At 56.2% G+C, this 15,434-nt stretch carries 17 protein-coding genes; 5 read left to right on the top strand and 12 right to left on the bottom strand.

Translation table 11 applies throughout. The annotated features are described in order from the left end of the window. The first annotated feature begins 15 nt into the window (after window positions 1-15). Both pflB and ACOTZB_RS19440 read left to right on the top strand, forming a co-directional pair. Window positions 16-2,310: a formate C-acetyltransferase gene (pflB, locus tag ACOTZB_RS19445; RefSeq protein WP_421628230.1), complete on the top strand. Its 2,295-nt coding sequence runs from the start codon at window positions 16-18 to the stop codon at window positions 2,308-2,310. Window positions 2,311-2,459: 149 nt separating this feature from the next. Continuing rightward, entirely contained in the window at window positions 2,460-2,870 is a 411-nt protein-coding gene (locus tag ACOTZB_RS19440) for a Spy/CpxP family protein refolding chaperone (RefSeq protein WP_023309296.1), read from the top strand. A 90-nt stretch (window positions 2,871-2,960) separates the two neighbouring features. Here ACOTZB_RS19440 and ACOTZB_RS19435 read toward each other — a convergent pair whose 3' ends face one another. Further along, on the bottom strand, window positions 2,961-3,662 hold the full coding sequence (locus ACOTZB_RS19435) for a pirin family protein (protein WP_023309295.1): 702 nt from the start codon (window positions 3,660-3,662) through the stop codon (window positions 2,961-2,963). Between the two features lie 104 nt (window positions 3,663-3,766). Between ACOTZB_RS19435 and yhaJ the strand changes: the two genes are divergently transcribed. Continuing rightward, on the top strand, window positions 3,767-4,669 hold the full coding sequence (yhaJ, locus tag ACOTZB_RS19430) for a DNA-binding transcriptional regulator YhaJ (RefSeq protein ID WP_008503135.1): 903 nt from the start codon (window positions 3,767-3,769) through the stop codon (window positions 4,667-4,669). Window positions 4,670-4,710: 41 nt separating this feature from the next. On the opposite strand, the gene ACOTZB_RS19425 is transcribed toward yhaJ, so the two are convergent. The 11 genes from ACOTZB_RS19425 to ACOTZB_RS19375 form a co-directional block, all read right to left on the bottom strand. Then, window positions 4,711-5,076: a DUF805 domain-containing protein gene (locus tag ACOTZB_RS19425; protein WP_023615581.1), complete on the bottom strand. Its 366-nt coding sequence runs from the start codon at window positions 5,074-5,076 to the stop codon at window positions 4,711-4,713. A 106-nt stretch (window positions 5,077-5,182) separates the two neighbouring features. Beyond that, complete coding sequence (locus ACOTZB_RS19420; protein WP_257831597.1) at window positions 5,183-6,169, bottom strand: glutathione S-transferase family protein; 987 nt, start codon at window positions 6,167-6,169, stop codon at window positions 5,183-5,185. A 71-nt stretch (window positions 6,170-6,240) separates the two neighbouring features. Then, the gene (locus tag ACOTZB_RS19415) at window positions 6,241-6,633 is read right to left on the bottom strand and encodes a DoxX family protein (RefSeq protein WP_023294633.1); all 393 of its coding nucleotides are present in this window, start codon (window positions 6,631-6,633) and stop codon (window positions 6,241-6,243) included. A gap of 252 nt (window positions 6,634-6,885) precedes the next feature. Next, complete coding sequence (locus ACOTZB_RS19410) at window positions 6,886-7,182, bottom strand: YqjK-like family protein (protein WP_014885330.1); 297 nt, start codon at window positions 7,180-7,182, stop codon at window positions 6,886-6,888. Next, window positions 7,179-7,577, bottom strand: coding sequence for a phage holin family protein (locus tag ACOTZB_RS19405; RefSeq protein ID WP_014885329.1), 399 nt, complete (start codon window positions 7,575-7,577; stop codon window positions 7,179-7,181). The genes ACOTZB_RS19410 and ACOTZB_RS19405 overlap by 4 nt, the downstream gene beginning before the upstream one ends. A gap of 1 nt (window position 7,578) precedes the next feature. After that, window positions 7,579-7,884 (bottom strand): DUF883 family protein, encoded by a 306-nt coding sequence (locus tag ACOTZB_RS19400; RefSeq protein WP_008503141.1) that lies wholly within the window; start codon window positions 7,882-7,884, stop codon window positions 7,579-7,581. 31 nt (window positions 7,885-7,915) lie between these two features. Next, window positions 7,916-8,284 (bottom strand): DUF1090 domain-containing protein, encoded by a 369-nt coding sequence (locus ACOTZB_RS19395; RefSeq protein WP_008503142.1) that lies wholly within the window; start codon window positions 8,282-8,284, stop codon window positions 7,916-7,918. 142 nt (window positions 8,285-8,426) lie between these two features. Then, a complete protein-coding gene (gene mzrA, locus ACOTZB_RS19390) occupies window positions 8,427-8,810 on the bottom strand; it encodes an EnvZ/OmpR regulon moderator MzrA (RefSeq protein ID WP_048974671.1) in 384 nt (127 codons plus the stop codon). Between the two features lie 2 nt (window positions 8,811-8,812). Continuing rightward, window positions 8,813-9,475, bottom strand: coding sequence for a DedA family general envelope maintenance protein YqjA (gene yqjA / locus ACOTZB_RS19385; RefSeq protein ID WP_023309289.1), 663 nt, complete (start codon window positions 9,473-9,475; stop codon window positions 8,813-8,815). A gap of 344 nt (window positions 9,476-9,819) precedes the next feature. Further along, on the bottom strand, window positions 9,820-10,596 hold the full coding sequence (gene exuR / locus ACOTZB_RS19380; protein WP_023309288.1) for a transcriptional regulator ExuR: 777 nt from the start codon (window positions 10,594-10,596) through the stop codon (window positions 9,820-9,822). A gap of 115 nt (window positions 10,597-10,711) precedes the next feature. After that, window positions 10,712-12,010 carry an MFS transporter gene (locus ACOTZB_RS19375; RefSeq protein ID WP_023309287.1) on the bottom strand — a complete coding sequence of 433 codons (1,299 nt, stop codon included), beginning with the start codon at window positions 12,008-12,010 and terminating at the stop codon, window positions 10,712-10,714. A 475-nt stretch (window positions 12,011-12,485) separates the two neighbouring features. Between ACOTZB_RS19375 and uxaC the strand changes: the two genes are divergently transcribed. After that, on the top strand, window positions 12,486-13,898 hold the full coding sequence (gene uxaC, locus ACOTZB_RS19370) for a glucuronate isomerase (RefSeq protein WP_421628225.1): 1,413 nt from the start codon (window positions 12,486-12,488) through the stop codon (window positions 13,896-13,898). 17 nt (window positions 13,899-13,915) lie between these two features. After that, a complete protein-coding gene (locus ACOTZB_RS19365; RefSeq protein ID WP_421628223.1) occupies window positions 13,916-15,403 on the top strand; it encodes a UxaA family hydrolase in 1,488 nt (495 codons plus the stop codon). Window positions 15,404-15,434: the final 31 nt, after the last annotated feature.

Genomic DNA, 15,434 nt, shown 5'->3' with positions numbered 1-15,434 from the left:
TAAAGCGAGAAACACATGAAAGTAACAATCGATACGGGCGTCGCGCCCTACAGCGACGCATGGGCCGGGTTTCGCGGTGAAGAATGGAAAAACGCCGTCAACGTCCGCGATTTTATTCAGCATAACTACACCCCTTATGAAGGCGATGAAGCTTTCCTCGCGCAGGCGACGCCAGCAACGACGGCGCTGTGGCAGAAGGTAATGGTCGGCATTCGCCAGGAGAATGCCACCCACGCCCCGGTGGATTTTGACACCAACATCGCCACCACCATTACGGCCCACGGTCCGGGCTACATCGACCAGGATCTGGAGACGATCGTCGGCCTGCAAACCGATAAGCCGCTTAAGCGCGCGCTGCATCCTTATGGCGGGATCAACATGATCCGCAGCTCGTTTGAAGCCTATGGCCGGGAGATGGATCCGCAGTTCGAATACCTTTTTACTGACCTGCGCAAAACCCACAACCAGGGGGTGTTTGACGTCTATTCGCCGGAGATGATGCGCTGCCGTAAATCCGGCGTGCTGACCGGCTTGCCGGACGGCTACGGGCGCGGACGCATCATCGGCGACTATCGCCGCGTGGCGCTATATGGGATCGCTTATCTGGTGCGCGAGCGCGAACTGCAGTTTGCCGATCTGCAGGGCAGGCTGGAGCGCGGTGAAGATCTGGAGGCGACGATCCGCCTGCGTGAAGAGCTGGCGGAGCACAGGCGCGCGCTGCTGCAGATCCAGCAGATGGCGGCCAGCTATGGCTTTGATATCTCGCGTCCGGCGATGAGCGCTCAGGAAGCGGTGCAGTGGGTCTATTTTGCCTACCTGGCAGCGGTGAAATCCCAGAACGGCGGGGCGATGTCGCTGGGGCGCACGGCCTCGTTCCTCGATATCTACATTGAACGCGACATGCAGGCGGGGCGCCTGAATGAGGTGCAAGCGCAGGAGCTGATCGACCACTTCATCATGAAGATCCGAATGGTGCGCTTCCTGCGCACGCCGGAGTTCGACACGCTCTTCTCCGGCGATCCGATCTGGGCGACGGAAGTGATTGGCGGCATGGGGCTGGACGGCCGCACGCTGGTGACCAAAAATAGCTTCCGCTATCTGCATACCCTGCACACCATGGGGCCTGCGCCGGAGCCGAACCTGACGATCCTCTGGTCTGAACAACTGCCGATTGCGTTCAAGAAATACGCCGCGCAGGTTTCGATCGTCACCTCTTCGCTGCAGTATGAGAACGACGATCTGATGCGTGCGGACTTCAACAGCGACGACTACGCCATTGCCTGCTGCGTCAGCCCGATGGTGATCGGCAAGCAGATGCAGTTCTTTGGCGCGCGCGCCAACCTCGCCAAAACGCTGCTGTACGCGATCAACGGTGGGGTGGACGAGAAGCTGAAGATCCAGGTCGGCCCGAAAACCGAGCCGCTGCTGGACGACGTGCTGGATTACGATACCGTGATGGCGAGCCTCGATCACTTTATGGACTGGCTGGCGGTGCAGTACATCAGCGCCCTGAACCTCATTCACTACATGCATGATAAGTACAGCTACGAAGCCTCGCTGATGGCGCTGCACGACCGCGACGTCTATCGCACCATGGCCTGCGGCATTGCCGGGCTGTCGGTGGCGGCGGATTCCCTGTCGGCCATTAAATACGCCACGGTGAAGCCGGTGCGCGACCACACCGGTCTGGCGGTCGATTTCGTGATTGAAGGGGACTACCCGCAGTACGGCAATAACGACGACCGCGTGGACAGTATCGCCTGCGATCTGGTGGAGCGCTTTATGAAGAAAATTCAGGCGCTGCCAACCTACCGCAACGCGGTGCCTACCCAGTCGATCCTGACCATCACCTCCAACGTGGTGTACGGCCAGAAGACCGGGAACACGCCGGACGGACGCCGCGGCGGCACGCCGTTTGCCCCAGGCGCGAACCCGATGCACGGCCGCGACAGAAAAGGGGCCGTGGCCTCGCTAACGTCGGTGGCCAAGCTGCCGTTCACCTATGCGAAAGACGGGATCTCCTACACCTTCTCCATCGTGCCGCAGGCGCTGGGCAAGGACGAGCTGGTGCGCAAAACCAACCTGGTGGGGCTGCTGGACGGGTACTTCCATCACGAAGCGTCCATTGAGGGTGGGCAGCATCTAAACGTCAACGTCATGAACCGGGAAATGCTCCTCGATGCCATCGCGCATCCCGAGAATTACCCGAACCTGACGATCCGCGTTTCAGGCTATGCGGTGCGTTTTAACGCCCTGACGCGCGAGCAGCAGCAGGATGTGATTTCGCGAACGTTTACCCAATCTATCTAAAAGTGAGCTCTCATGCCCCCTCAACGCAGGGGGCATTTTTTTGCCCGCTTAACATACAAAATTGTTTATATAATTACTCACACATATTCATCCGCTCTTGAAAAACAATACGCCTGCTTTTCCCTATCACAGCATGTAAGGACAGTAAGATGATGAAAATGACCCGTATTGCGCTGGTCGCCGCCTCGCTGGCAGTGTGCAGTTTTACGGTACAGGCCGCGAACGTTGAGGCTGCCCCGTCTCCCTCGCAGGATCCGCTGGTACAGCACCTGAAGCTCAGCAATGAGCAGGTTAAAAAGATTGAAGATCTGCATAAGCAGCTGGAACAAAATGTCAGCAAGATCCCGATGACGGGAGTGAAGGACGGCGCGCTGATCGACATGTTCCAGGCGGGTAAATGGGACGAAAGCACGGTGAAAAGCCAGCTTGCTGCCTTTAGCAAAATTGAAGAGCAGACCCGCTATTACCGCGTGAAATATTACTTCGACGTCAGCCAGGTGTTGACGCCGGAACAGCGTAAGCAGATTAGAACCGATATGGCTAACGCGCTGGCAGAGTGATTTCGTACGTCGTGAACAGCGCCGGATGATTATGCCGTGGCTCGATCGGTTCCCTCTCCCATTGGGAGAGGGTAAGAGTGTGAGTATTTTCTAAACAGGCAAATCAATCAGCAGCGCGCGAAGCGGCGTATCCGCCACCAGGGTTATATTCGCTTCATCACGAATAAACGCCCCGTCGCCGCAGGTGAGCGCTTCTTTCTCTTCCGTGTGCGTCACCGCATGTACCGTACCGTGAATAGACTGTAAATAGGCGCGCGGACCATGAAGCTGGAAGCTCGCCTGTTCACCTTTCTTCAGTTCGATGTGATGCAGCCACACCTGCTGGCGCAGCTGCAGGCTACCTTTACTGCCGTCCGGTGATGCAATCAGCTGCTGTTTATCGCCCGTTAAATCTAACTTCTGTACCAGCGGATTTTCCCGCTCGGGGCAGGCGTCCAGCCACAGCTGCATGCGGGTCAGCGTTTTATCTTTGCTGAGGTTATGCTCGCTGTAGCTGATGCCCGGCTGCGTGGAAATTAACAACGCTTCGCCAGCCTTTGCCTGGACATGATTGCCCTCGCTATCGCGGTATTCTGCCTCGCCTTCCAGGATCAGGTTCAGGATATCGACTTTCGGGTACGTACGCGGCTGAAAGGAGGCGCCCGGGGCGAGCACTTCCTGATTCAGCACGCGCAATGAAGCGTAACCGAGGAGTTTAGGGTCAAAGTAGTGTCCAAAGGAAAAGGTGTAGCGGGCCTGCAGCCAACCGAAATCGGCTTGTCCGCACTGTTTAGCTGTTCTTGTCGTAATCATAAACTTGACCTCTCTTTACACTAAAACAATGGTAAAGGTATGGACGCTGCATTGTTAGCCAGATATTCTGCCCGGTATGTTCAAATTTCCTGAATGAGAACGAGATGGCTAAAGAGAGAGCATTGACGCTTGAGGCGCTTCGCGTCATGGACGCGATTGACCGGCGCGGCAGTTTTGCGGCGGCGGCAGATGAACTGGGGCGCGTTCCGTCTGCGCTAAGCTACACCATGCAGAAGCTGGAGGAAGAGCTGGACGTGGTGCTGTTTGACCGCTCCGGTCATCGAACAAAATTCACCAACGTGGGGCGAATGCTGCTGGAGCGCGGCCGCGTGCTGCTGGAAGCGGCGGACAAGCTCACGACGGACGCCGAAGCGCTGGCGCGCGGCTGGGAAACCCATCTGACGTTAGTTACCGAAGCGCTGGTGCCGACTGAAGCGCTGTTCCCGCTGGTGGACCGCCTGGCGGCGAAGGCTAATACGCAGCTGTCCATCATCACCGAGGTGCTGGCAGGCGCGTGGGAACGTTTGGAGACGGGCAGGGCGGATATTGTCATCGCCCCGGACATGCACTTCCGCTCATCGTCGGAAATCAACTCGCGCAAGCTCTACAGCGTGATGAACGTTTACGTTGCCGCACCCAACCACCCGATTCATCAGGAGCCGGAGCCGCTCTCTGAAGTGACGCGCGTGAAGTATCGCGGAGTGGCGGTCGCGGATACCGCGCGCGAGCGTCCGGTGCTGACGGTGCAGCTGCTGGATAAACAGCCTCGCCTGACGGTGACCTCGCTGGAAGATAAAAGGCAGGCGCTGCTGGCCGGTCTGGGCGTGGCGACAATGCCGTACCCGTTTGTGGAAAAAGATATTGCGGAAGGGCGACTGCGGGTCGTGAGCCCGGAGTACACCAGCGAAGTGGATATCATTATGGCGTGGCGTCGCGACAGCATGGGCGAAGCCAAATCGTGGTGCCTGCGAGAAATTCCAAAGCTCTTTGCGCACCACAACAAATAAGCGTACAGGCCCGGTAAGCGTAAGCGCCACCGGGCAGTAATTTACGCGCCGATTTTAGGATCCGGACCAAAGCGGTTTTCGCCCGGCGTCCCGCTCTGGCAGTTGAAGATCAAAATCACGATCCAGCCCACAATCGGGATCAGCAGAAGTAGCAACCACCACGCCGAACGATCGGTATCGTGCAGCCGACGGAACAGTACCGCCCACGATGGCAGCAGGACTAACAGGCCATAGATGGTGGTCAGTACGCCTTCACCGCCAGCCCGCTCCCAGCCAAGAATTTTATCCACGATGCCCAGCACCATAATCAGGACGAAGTTCACCAGAACGAACATCCAGTACTCTTTGCGGCGGGCGCGGCCACCAAATCCAATGTAGTTACGCAGTACTTTTAAATACCAGTCCATTTTCCTTGCCTCATTAGTCAGTCAATCACTTGTTTTTTAAGCGATCGAGGTAAGGATAGATGGAGATTGTGAATTAAAAAAGGGCATCTGGTGATGCCCTAAATATTTAGCCAAATCGGACGTCGCGCCCGTGAGGTTCATCCAGATCCTGCCACGGCCCAATGGAGATAATGCCCGTTGGGTTGATGGTTTTGTGGCTGCGGAAATAGTGGGTGCGAATATGGTCGAAGTCGACCGTTTCGGCGATCCCTTGCATCTGATAGATGTCGCGCAGGAAACCGTGCAGGTTCAGGTAATCGCTGATGCGGTGCTTGTCGCACTTAAAGTGGGTGACATAGACCGGATCGAAGCGAACCAGCGTGGTCCACAGGCGAATATCCGCTTCCGTAAGGCGATCGCCCGTCAGGTAGCGATGCTGGCCCAGGATCTGCTCGAGACGCTCAAGCGATTCAAACACCTTTCCGACCGCTTCGTCATACGCTTCCTGGCTGGTGGCGAAACCGGCCTTGTAGACGCCGTTGTTGACGTTGTCGTAAATCCAGCTGTTCAGCTCGTCAATTTTCTCACGCAGCTCAACCGGATAGTAATCTCCGGCACGGGCGCCGTGCGCGTCAAAGGCGGTATTGAACATGCGGATGATTTCCGCAGACTCATTGCTGACAATCGTCTGGTTTTTCTTGTCCCACAGCACCGGCACGGTAACGCGCCCGGTGTAGTGAGGATCGGCGCGCAGATAGAGCTGGTAAAGGAAATCGTGGTGGTAAAGATCGTCGCCGGTCGCCGCGGGGAAATCACTGTCAAACGTCCAGCCGTTTTCCAGCATCAGCGGGTTCACGACCGAAACCGGAATTAAGGTTTCGAGACCTTTAAGCTTGCGCACAATCAGCGTGCGGTGTGCCCACGGGCAGGCAAGCGAAACATAAAGATGATAACGGTCTTTCTCAGCCGCGAAGCCGCCTTCGCCGCTCGGGCCCGGCGCACCGTCGGCGGTCAGCCAGTTACGGAAGGCCGAAACTGAGCGCTTGAAGCGACCTCCGGTGGATTTGGTGTCATACCAGACATCCTGCCATACGCCGTCTACGAGTTGTCCCATTTTTTCTCCTCCGTCAGATAGCAAAAGCGAGGAGATGTCTCCTCGCTTTGTGTTCATTCAGTATAGCGTGCTTACCATTTCTTATTCAGAACGCGGTCGATGCTGTATGCGCCCGGGCCAGTGACGGCCAGCAGCAGGAAGCCACCCGCGATGGTCAAGTTTTTCATGAACATCAGAGAGTTCACGCCTTCCGCAAAGTTGCTGTGGAAGATGAACGCTGTCAGCAGGGTGAAGCCTGCGGTAAACAGTGCGGTGGTACGGGTCAGGAAGCCGAACAGTACCGCCAGGCCGCCGCCGAACTCAAGAAGAATGGTCAGCGGCAGCAGGAACCCCGGAACGCCCATGGCTTCCATATACTGCTGGGTACCCGCATAACCGGTGATTTTTCCCCAACCTGCCACGATGAACAGAATTGGCATCAGAATACGCGCTACCAGTACACCAACATCTTCTAATTTTTTCATTTTACTCTCCAGGAAACCACATCAGCGGCTGAACATTATTTGTCTGCAATTCCGGGTAGATACCGCGGCGTTGCTGTCGATGGAGAGGATAATAAACGGGGCGGGTGGTAATTGTTAGCAAGGAAAACTGTCAATCTTCTTCAAAGATATTGAGTAATGGGCGTGCGCGCTGGTGCCCTCACCCCAACCCTCTCCCACGGGGAGAGGGCGCAAAAACAAAAAACGGTAACCTGAGTTACCGTTTTGCTTTTATCACCGCAGCTGCTGCTGTCGCAACGTGGCTTTCACCAGACGCCAGGCGCTCCAGGCACCGAATCCACGGCGTGCCCAGCGGATGAGCATATTTGGATGACGAACCGTCCAGATAGCCATCACGCTGCTGCCGACCAGCGCCCATGAGCGCAGGCTCAGGAAGGTGTTCCAGCCGCGGTCAAACCGTCGCGTCGCGTCAATCCAGTCGCGGCGGCTGGCAGACAGATCCAGCCGTTGCTGCTGGATCTGACTTAACAGGTACGCTTTTCGCTTCTGACGTTCCGCTTTATCGCTCACGGCTTGTCATCCTCCAGCAGAGCGCGATCGTTCGCCAGCTCCTGACGCGTATGGCGCAGGAAAGTGGACTTGCGCGCTTTACGCAGCGTCCAGATACCGCCTATCAACGCTGCGACCAGCAGAACGACGGTGGTGGCAATCATCGCGTTAAGACGATACTGCGGGTCAATGGCCCAGATGATTAACACCATCAGGCTCATCAGACCAAACGCGGCGAAGAGCATGGTCAGTCCGAGCATCAGCAGCATCTGGAAGAGGTTCGCTTTCTCCTCTTCCAGCTCGACCACTGCCAGCCGGACGCGCGTTTCGGCAATCCCGACCAGCGTCGTTAAAATACGCTGGCCGATGCCGAGGACGTTGTTAGCAGGCCCTTGTGCGTGACGAGGATCTTCCATATCAGCGACGCGTCAGAAGGACACCCAGTACCACACCCACTGCGGCACCAATCCCTACACCCGTCCATGGATTATCACGCACATATTCGTCCGCGCGGGCAGCCGCTTCGCGGGTCTGTTTCGCCAGCGCATCACCGGTTTCACCCAGGCGATAGCGGCTCTCTTTCAGCGCCTGCTCCGCCTTGCTGCGCAGCTTGCTGACCTCTTCTTTTGACTTGTCAGCAGAGGAGTTCAGCACCTCTTCAAGGGTATCGGCCAGGGATTTCAGTTCAGCGCGCAGATGTTCAGACGTCGTATCTTTTGACATGATTCTCTCTCCTGTTGAGATTTCCGTTAACTCAATAATCGCGAGCTTCCAGCGCTTTCAGGTCATCCTGCGCTTCTTTCAACTTCTTCTCGCGCTTGGCAATTTTTTCCGCATCCCCTTTCTCTTTCGCTTCCTGCAGGTCGCGACGGCGCTCGGCTATCTCGTCCTTCTGTTCAGCGATTTTTTTCTGGTGGTCGGCACGAAGCTTGCTGTCTGAACAGTTCGCTTTCACTTCGCTAAGCGCTTTTTTAAGACCATCAACACGGTGCTGATTGTTATGCTTTTCGGCATAACCGATCTCACGCTGAATATCCTGTTCTTTCTCCTGACAGAGAGAGTTTGCGAAGGATGCTGTGCTTAAAGAAAAAAGGGCCAGAGCCAGAGTCATGCGGAATTTCATTATCGAAACCTTCCATTGTGTGGCGGCATAAGCCGCTATCCAAAGTTATGCGGAGTACATTGAGGGGTGCTCCGCGTACTTAAGCATAGTAAGTAAACGGGGGATTCACCAAAGTGAGTGAAAAGATTCGGAATCCTGGAAGTTATCCGAACCGATGCGACGTATCGCGAATCAATGAGAGCCAGGCTGCAGGCTGGCTCTCATCTTCCTGCTGGGCAATGATATACCCGTGCGGCAACGTACGGTCGAGAACCACTTTCGCGGCGGCACTTTGCGCACGGGAATCAAACTTGATCAGTAAAACATCGTCCTGCGGGGTAATGCTCTTAAAGCGGATCCCGTTCGCATCCAGATGATGCCAGACGGAAAAACCGTCAGGCACGCTGGCGCCCTGGTTTACCGGGCGGATGGCCAGCGTCGATTCCTGATGCGAAAGCGCGCTCCATGCAAGCAGCATGGCGCTGAGGACGATCAGCGTAATCACGGCAACGGCAAAACGGCGCAGGGCGAGCGGTGAGATAGCCATCGTTAGCCTCTGGCTCCGTATTTCTTTTTCCACAGCACGACCAGTGAGCCAATCAGGCCGAAGACCAACAGCACAACGGGCAGCAGCATCAGGCAGGACATCAGCTGGTCTTCATATTTCATGAAGACCGGGGTTTTACCCAGCGCATAGCCGAGCGTCGTCAGAATAAGCACCCATAACAGGCCGCTCATCCAGTTAAAGAACTGGAAGCGCGCGCTGCTCAGCCCCGACAGACCGGCAATGGTCGGCAACAGGGTGCGTACAAACGCGATAAAGCGGCCAATCAGCAGTGCGGAAAGCCCGTGCTTGTGGAAAAGGTGGTGCGCCCGCTGGTGATAATGGGCAGGCAGGTGCGAGAGCCAGTTCTGGACGATCCGGGTATTGCCCAGCCATCGTCCCTGGATATAGCTCACCCAGCAGCCGAGGCTGGCCGCAACGGTCAGTAATAAAATGGTGTGTGGAAACGCCATCGCCCCTTTGGCGCACAGCACGCCGACAAGCACCAGCAAACTGTCACCGGGCAGGAAGGCTGCAGGCAGCAAACCGTTCTCAAGGAACAGGATCATAAACAAGACGAAATAGAGCATGCCAATCATGGAAGGGTTGGCCAGCGTTTCAAAATCCTGCGCCCAGAGGGCATGCAGTAGTTGGGTCAAAAGTTCCATTCAGTGTTCCTGGAAATCGGTTAACGTCACGCCTGTTATCCGGGACAAACAGCACGGCGACATTGTTGTGATTTCATTATGGTCGCTCGCGGACACATTGCGGTGTGGCCAACACTGTTCCCTGTTAATTGGCTGGTTAGCAAGCACTAACTTACAAAATAAGGAATTGAATCCAATTGTAACAAAGCCCAACGTTCTGCGTCACAGATTTTGCAGGCGTGAGTTGATTTTGGCGTAAGCCCAGGAAGTGAGCGAGGGGATTTACAAAGGCTGACACTATATATGTTTTGCTTACCCACTGAAGCCGGAAGGCGCGACGTAGCGCCTGCCAGCAGAAAGGTCATCTATTTTGCGGCACTGGACGCCGTATCGAGATGAACAACAGGATTATCGGCAAAAAGATAGCGGTCAGCGTTAAATTCGAAGTCATCGCTGGTTTCGTTGAACAGCATCTGCTTGGTGTTTTCCAGGTGCTGCCACATCGCCAGCTTGGCGGCATGCGGATCTTTACGAATCAGGGCCTTAAGGATTTGGTCGTGATCGTCGCACCAGTTGTCGACGGTACGGGAATCGATATGGTCGTGCAGTTTTTTCCAGTACGGGTTGTGAACGCGCTGAGTCCACATTTTTTCTACGATTGCCGCCAGGGCCGTATTTTGGGTTGCCAGGGCGACCTGAACGTGGAACTGAAGATCCCACTCTGAATCGCGGAAACATTTTTCCTTACGGGCATTCTCCTGGATTTCCATCAGCTTCATGATGTCCTGCTTGGTCACCTGCGTCGCCGCAAACTCAGCAATATTGCTTTCGATCAGCTGGCGAGCCTGGAGCAGCTCAAACGGACCATAGCTGGCGAATTCAAGACTTTCATCCGCGACGGGAGAGTGTTTCGGCAGATTAGAAATCACGTGAATGCCGGAGCCTTTGCGCACCTCAACGTAGCCTTCCACTTCCAGCATGATAATTGCTTCACGCACCACCGTGCGGCTCACGCTTTTTTCATCCGCGATAAAGCGCTCGGCGGGAAGTTTATCACCGACAAGATAGACTCCTTGCTCGATGCGATCTTTTAGCTCCGCAGCAAGTTGTTGATACAAACGACGTGGTTCGGTGATTTCCATATGCGCTCCAGGCAGGGTACGGCAGATGATTTGTTATACCACTTTTGCGTGCCACTCTCCAGATTTTGCCATTAAAAAAGCCGCCCGGAGGCGGCTTCGGCGAAACGTATTTTCGCTAACTCTGCGTCGCCGGTTTCCCGAGGGACTCTTTCGCCAGTTCCTCTGCCGATTTGCTTTTCAGCACCGTCCAGATAACCACCGCACCCATCAGGTCGAAGATCGCCAGCACCGCGAACAGCGGGCTGAAGCCGATGGTATCCGCCAGCGCGCCGACCACCAGTGCAAACATGGTGCTCGCGGTCCAGGCGGCCATGCCGGTCAGGCCGTTGGCGGTTGCCACTTCGTTACGACCAAAGACGTCAGACGAGAGCGTTATCAGCGCCCCGGACAGGGACTGGTGAGCAAAGCCACCGATGCACAGCAGGGCAATGGCGACATACGGGCTGGTGAACAGGCCAATCATGCCCGGGCCAATCATCAGCAGCGCGCCCATGGTCACCACCATCTTACGGGAAACGATCAGATTCACGCCAAACCAGCGCTGGAACAGCGGTGGCAGGTAGCCGCCCACGATACAGCCCAGGTCAGCGAACAGCATGGGCATCCAGGCGAACATCGCGATCTCTTTCAGGTTAAAGCCGTAGACTTTAAACATGAACAGCGGGATCCACGCGTTAAAGGTCCCCCAGGCTGGTTCAGCCAGGAAACGCGGCAGAGCGATACCCCAGAACTGACGGGTGCCCAGGATCTGCCAGACGGTCATTTTTTTGCCGTTGTTGGTCTGATGCTGCGCTTCCTGACCGCCAATGATGTATTCGCGTTCTTCTTCAGAGAGCTTTTTCTGATCGCGCGGGTGTTTATAGAAAACCAGCCACGCCATCGCCCAGGCAAAGCTCAGCACGCCTGAGATGATGAACGCCATCTGCCAGCTGTGCATCACGATGGCCCACACCACCAGCGGCGGCGCTATCATCGCCCCGATGGACGAGCCCACGTTGAAGTAGCCGACCGCAATGGAACGCTCTTTCGCCGGGAACCACTCGGAGCTGGCCTTCAGACCCGCCGGGATCATCGCGGCTTCTGCCGCACCGACCGCACCGCGCGCCAGCGCCAGTCCACCCCAGCTGCCTGCCAGCGCGGTTGCGCCGCAGAACACCGCCCAGGCGATGGCGAAGAAGGCATAACCGATTTTGGTACCGAGAATATCCAGCACATAGCCAGCAACAGGCTGCATGATGGTATAAGCCGCGGAATAGGCGGCGATGATGTAGGAGTATTGCTGCGTGGAGATATGCAGCTCTTCCATCAACGTTGGCGCTGCTGCTGCCACGGTGTTACGCGTCAGGTAGCCCAGCACGGTGCCTAACGTCACCAGTGCGATCATATACCAACGTAACCCTTTAATTTTACGCATCTAAAACCTCATCGTTATGTTATTTCCGCGCCAGAGCACGGCAACCTCTCAACCGTTTCCGGGAGCAGTTGTGTAACGGGAGGGGCGTAACCAGGAGCATGTCCCGGAACGGCCCGAACCTTGCCATAAGTAAGCGTGCATAAGTCGGTATCCGTACCGTTAAACCCGATGTCTCTCACACCGGTAATGCATTCCGTCGGCTGAGTGTTTGCGACGGCGAAAAGATAACTTGTCATACAACTTTAAAAGGTGAGTGACATCACAAATGTATGATTCTTTGTGGGGACATTAATCTTCGCGCGCAAAGCCAGAATTGGCGCGGTCTACAGAAGGGTTTACTCCATTGAGGGTAATTTATTTGTTGGCGTTTATTGATCTCACTCACGAAAAAAGCTTCGGTTGGTGGAAATTGGTGTGATAACTTTGCAGCATATGAACATACGCTTTCTGCGCTCCCGTAATGAGGAAGACGATAATGACGCCGTTTATGACCGAAGATTTTCTGTTAGATACCGAATTTGCTCGCCGCCTTTACCACGACTATGCAAAAGATCAGCCGATTTTCGACTACCACTGCCATTTACCGCCGCAGCAGGTTGCCGAAAATTATCGCTTCAAAAACCTGTATGACATCTGGCTGAAGGGTGACCACTACAAATGGCGCGCCATGCGCACCAACGGCGTGGCTGAGCGCCTGTGTACCGGCGATGCGACCGACCGCGAGAAGTTTGACGCCTGGGCGGAAACCGTTCCGCACGCCATCGGCAACCCGCTCTACCACTGGACCCATCTTGAACTCCGCCGTCCGTTTGGCATCACCGGCAAGCTGCTCTCCCCAACGACCGCGGATGAAATCTGGGATCGCTGCAATGCGCTGCTGGCGCAGGATAACTTCTCCGCGCGCGGCATCATGAAGCAGATGAACGTGAAGATGGTGGGCACCACCGACGATCCGATTGACTCCCTGGAACATCACGCCGTTGTCGCGAAAGACACCTCTTTCGATATCAAAGTGCTGCCAAGCTGGCGCCCGGACAAAGCCTTCAACATTGAGCAGGCCACCTTCACCGACTACATGGCGAAGCTGGCGGAAGTGTCGGATACCGACATCCGTCGTTTCACCGATCTGCAAACCGCGCTGACCAAACGTCTGGATCACTTCGCGGCGCACGGCTGTAAAGTGTCTGACCACGCGCTGGACGTGGTGCTGTTTGCGGAATCAAACGAAGCCGAGCTGGACAGCATTCTGGCGCGTCGTCTCTCTGGCGAAGTCTTAAGCGAGCACGAAGTGGCGCAGTTCAAAACGGCGGTGCTGGTATTCCTCGGTGCGGAATACGCGCGTCGCGGCTGGGTACAGCAGTACCATATTGGCGCGCTGCGCAATAACAACCAGCGCCAGTTCAAACTGATCGGTGCTGACGTAGGCTTCGACTCCATCAACGACCGTCCGCTGGCGGAAGAGCTGTCAAAACTGCTGAGCAAACAGAACGAACAAAATCTGCTGCCTAAAACCATCCTGTACTGCCTGAACCCGCGCGATAACGAAGTGCTGGGTACCATGGTCGGCAACTTCCAGGGCGAAGGGATGCCGGGCAAGATGCAGTTCGGTTCCGGCTGGTGGTTTAACGATCAGAAAGACGGCATGGAGCGTCAGATGACGCAGCTTGCCCAGCTGGGTCTGCTGAGCCGCTTTGTCGGCATGCTGACCGACAGCCGCAGCTTCCTGTCCTATACCCGTCATGAATATTTCCGCCGCATTCTGTGCCAGATGATTGGCCGCTGGGTACACGCGGGCGAAGCGCCAGCGGATATCCAGCTGTTGGGCGAAATGGTGAGAAACATCTGCTTTAACAATGCGCGTGACTACTTCGCCATTGAACTGAACTAAGGCCGTTTGAGGTTGATATGCAATACATCAAAATCCATTCGCTGGATAACGTGGCCGTCGCGCTGACGGATCTCGCTGAAGGCGACGTGGTGACCGTTGATAACCAGAGCGTCACCCTGCGTCAGGCGATCGTTCGTGGACACAAGTTTGCCCTGATCCCCATTGCGAAAGGGGAGAACGTGGTGAAGTACGGTTTGCCCATCGGCCATGCGCTGGCGGATATTGCGCCGGGTGAATACATTCACTCACACAATACCCGCACCAATCTGAGCGATCTGGACGAGTACAGCTATCAACCTGATTTACCCGCGGAAGAGCGTCAGGCGGCGGATCGTGAGGTGCAGATCTACCGTCGCGCCAACGGTGACGTGGGGATCCGCAACGAGCTGTGGATCCTCCCGACCGTCGGCTGCGTCAACGGCATCGCGCGTCAGATCCAGACGCGTTTTCTGAAAGAGACAAACAACGCCGAAGGGACTGACGGCGTGCATCTGTTCAGCCACACCTACGGCTGCTCGCAGCTCGGTGACGACCACATTAACACCCGCACCATGCTGCAAAACATGGTGCGTCACCCGAACGCGGGCGCGGTGCTGGTGATCGGCCTCGGCTGCGAGAACAACCAGGTGGACGCTTTCCGCGAGACGCTGGGTGAGTTTGACCCTCAGCGCGTGCACTTTATAGTGTGCCAGCATCAGGACGACGAAGTGGAAGCGGGCGTTGAACAGCTTCACCAGCTTTATGAGGTGATGCGTCACGACAGGCGCGAGCCGGGCAAGCTGAGCGAGCTGAAGTTTGGGCTGGAGTGCGGCGGGTCTGATGGCCTTTCCGGTATTACCGCCAACCCGATGCTGGGCCGCTTCTCGGATTACGTGATTGCCAACGGCGGCACGACGGTGCTGACCGAAGTGCCTGAAATGTTCGGCGCGGAGCGTATTCTGATGAGCCACTGCCGCGACGAAGAGACCTTTGAGAAGACCGTCACCATGGTGAACGACTTTAAACAGTACTTCATCGCCCACAATCAGCCGATTTACGAGAACCCGTCGCCGGGCAATAAAGCGGGCGGGATCACCACGCTGGAAGAGAAATCCCTCGGCTGCACCCAGAAAGCGGGCGCGAGCCAGGTGGTCGACGTTCTGCGCTACGGCGAGCGCCTGAAAACGCACGGTCTGAACCTGCTGAGCGCACCGGGCAACGATGCGGTCGCCACCAGCGCGCTGGCGGGTGCCGGCTGCCATATGGTGCTGTTCAGTACCGGTCGCGGCACGCCGTACGGCGGTTTTGTGCCGACGGTGAAAATCGCCACCAACAGCGAGCTGGCGGCAAAGAAAAAGCACTGGATCGACTTTAATGCGGGACAGCTGATTCACGGCAAAGCCATGCCGCAGCTGCTGACGGAGTTCGTGGACACTATCGTGGAATTTGCTAACGGCAAGCAGACCTGTAACGAGAAGAACGACTTCCGCGAGCTGGCGATCTTTAAGAGTGGTGTGACGCTTTAATCGGTGCGGCCAGATGCCCTCACCCTGAGCC

Source organism: Enterobacter cloacae complex sp. SHL020 (assembly GCF_049236945.1).
Taxonomy (GTDB): domain Bacteria; phylum Pseudomonadota; class Gammaproteobacteria; order Enterobacterales; family Enterobacteriaceae; genus Enterobacter; species Enterobacter dykesii.
The sequence above is the reverse complement of the archived record's forward strand: the minus strand, read 5'-3'. Positions and strand labels throughout refer to the sequence as shown.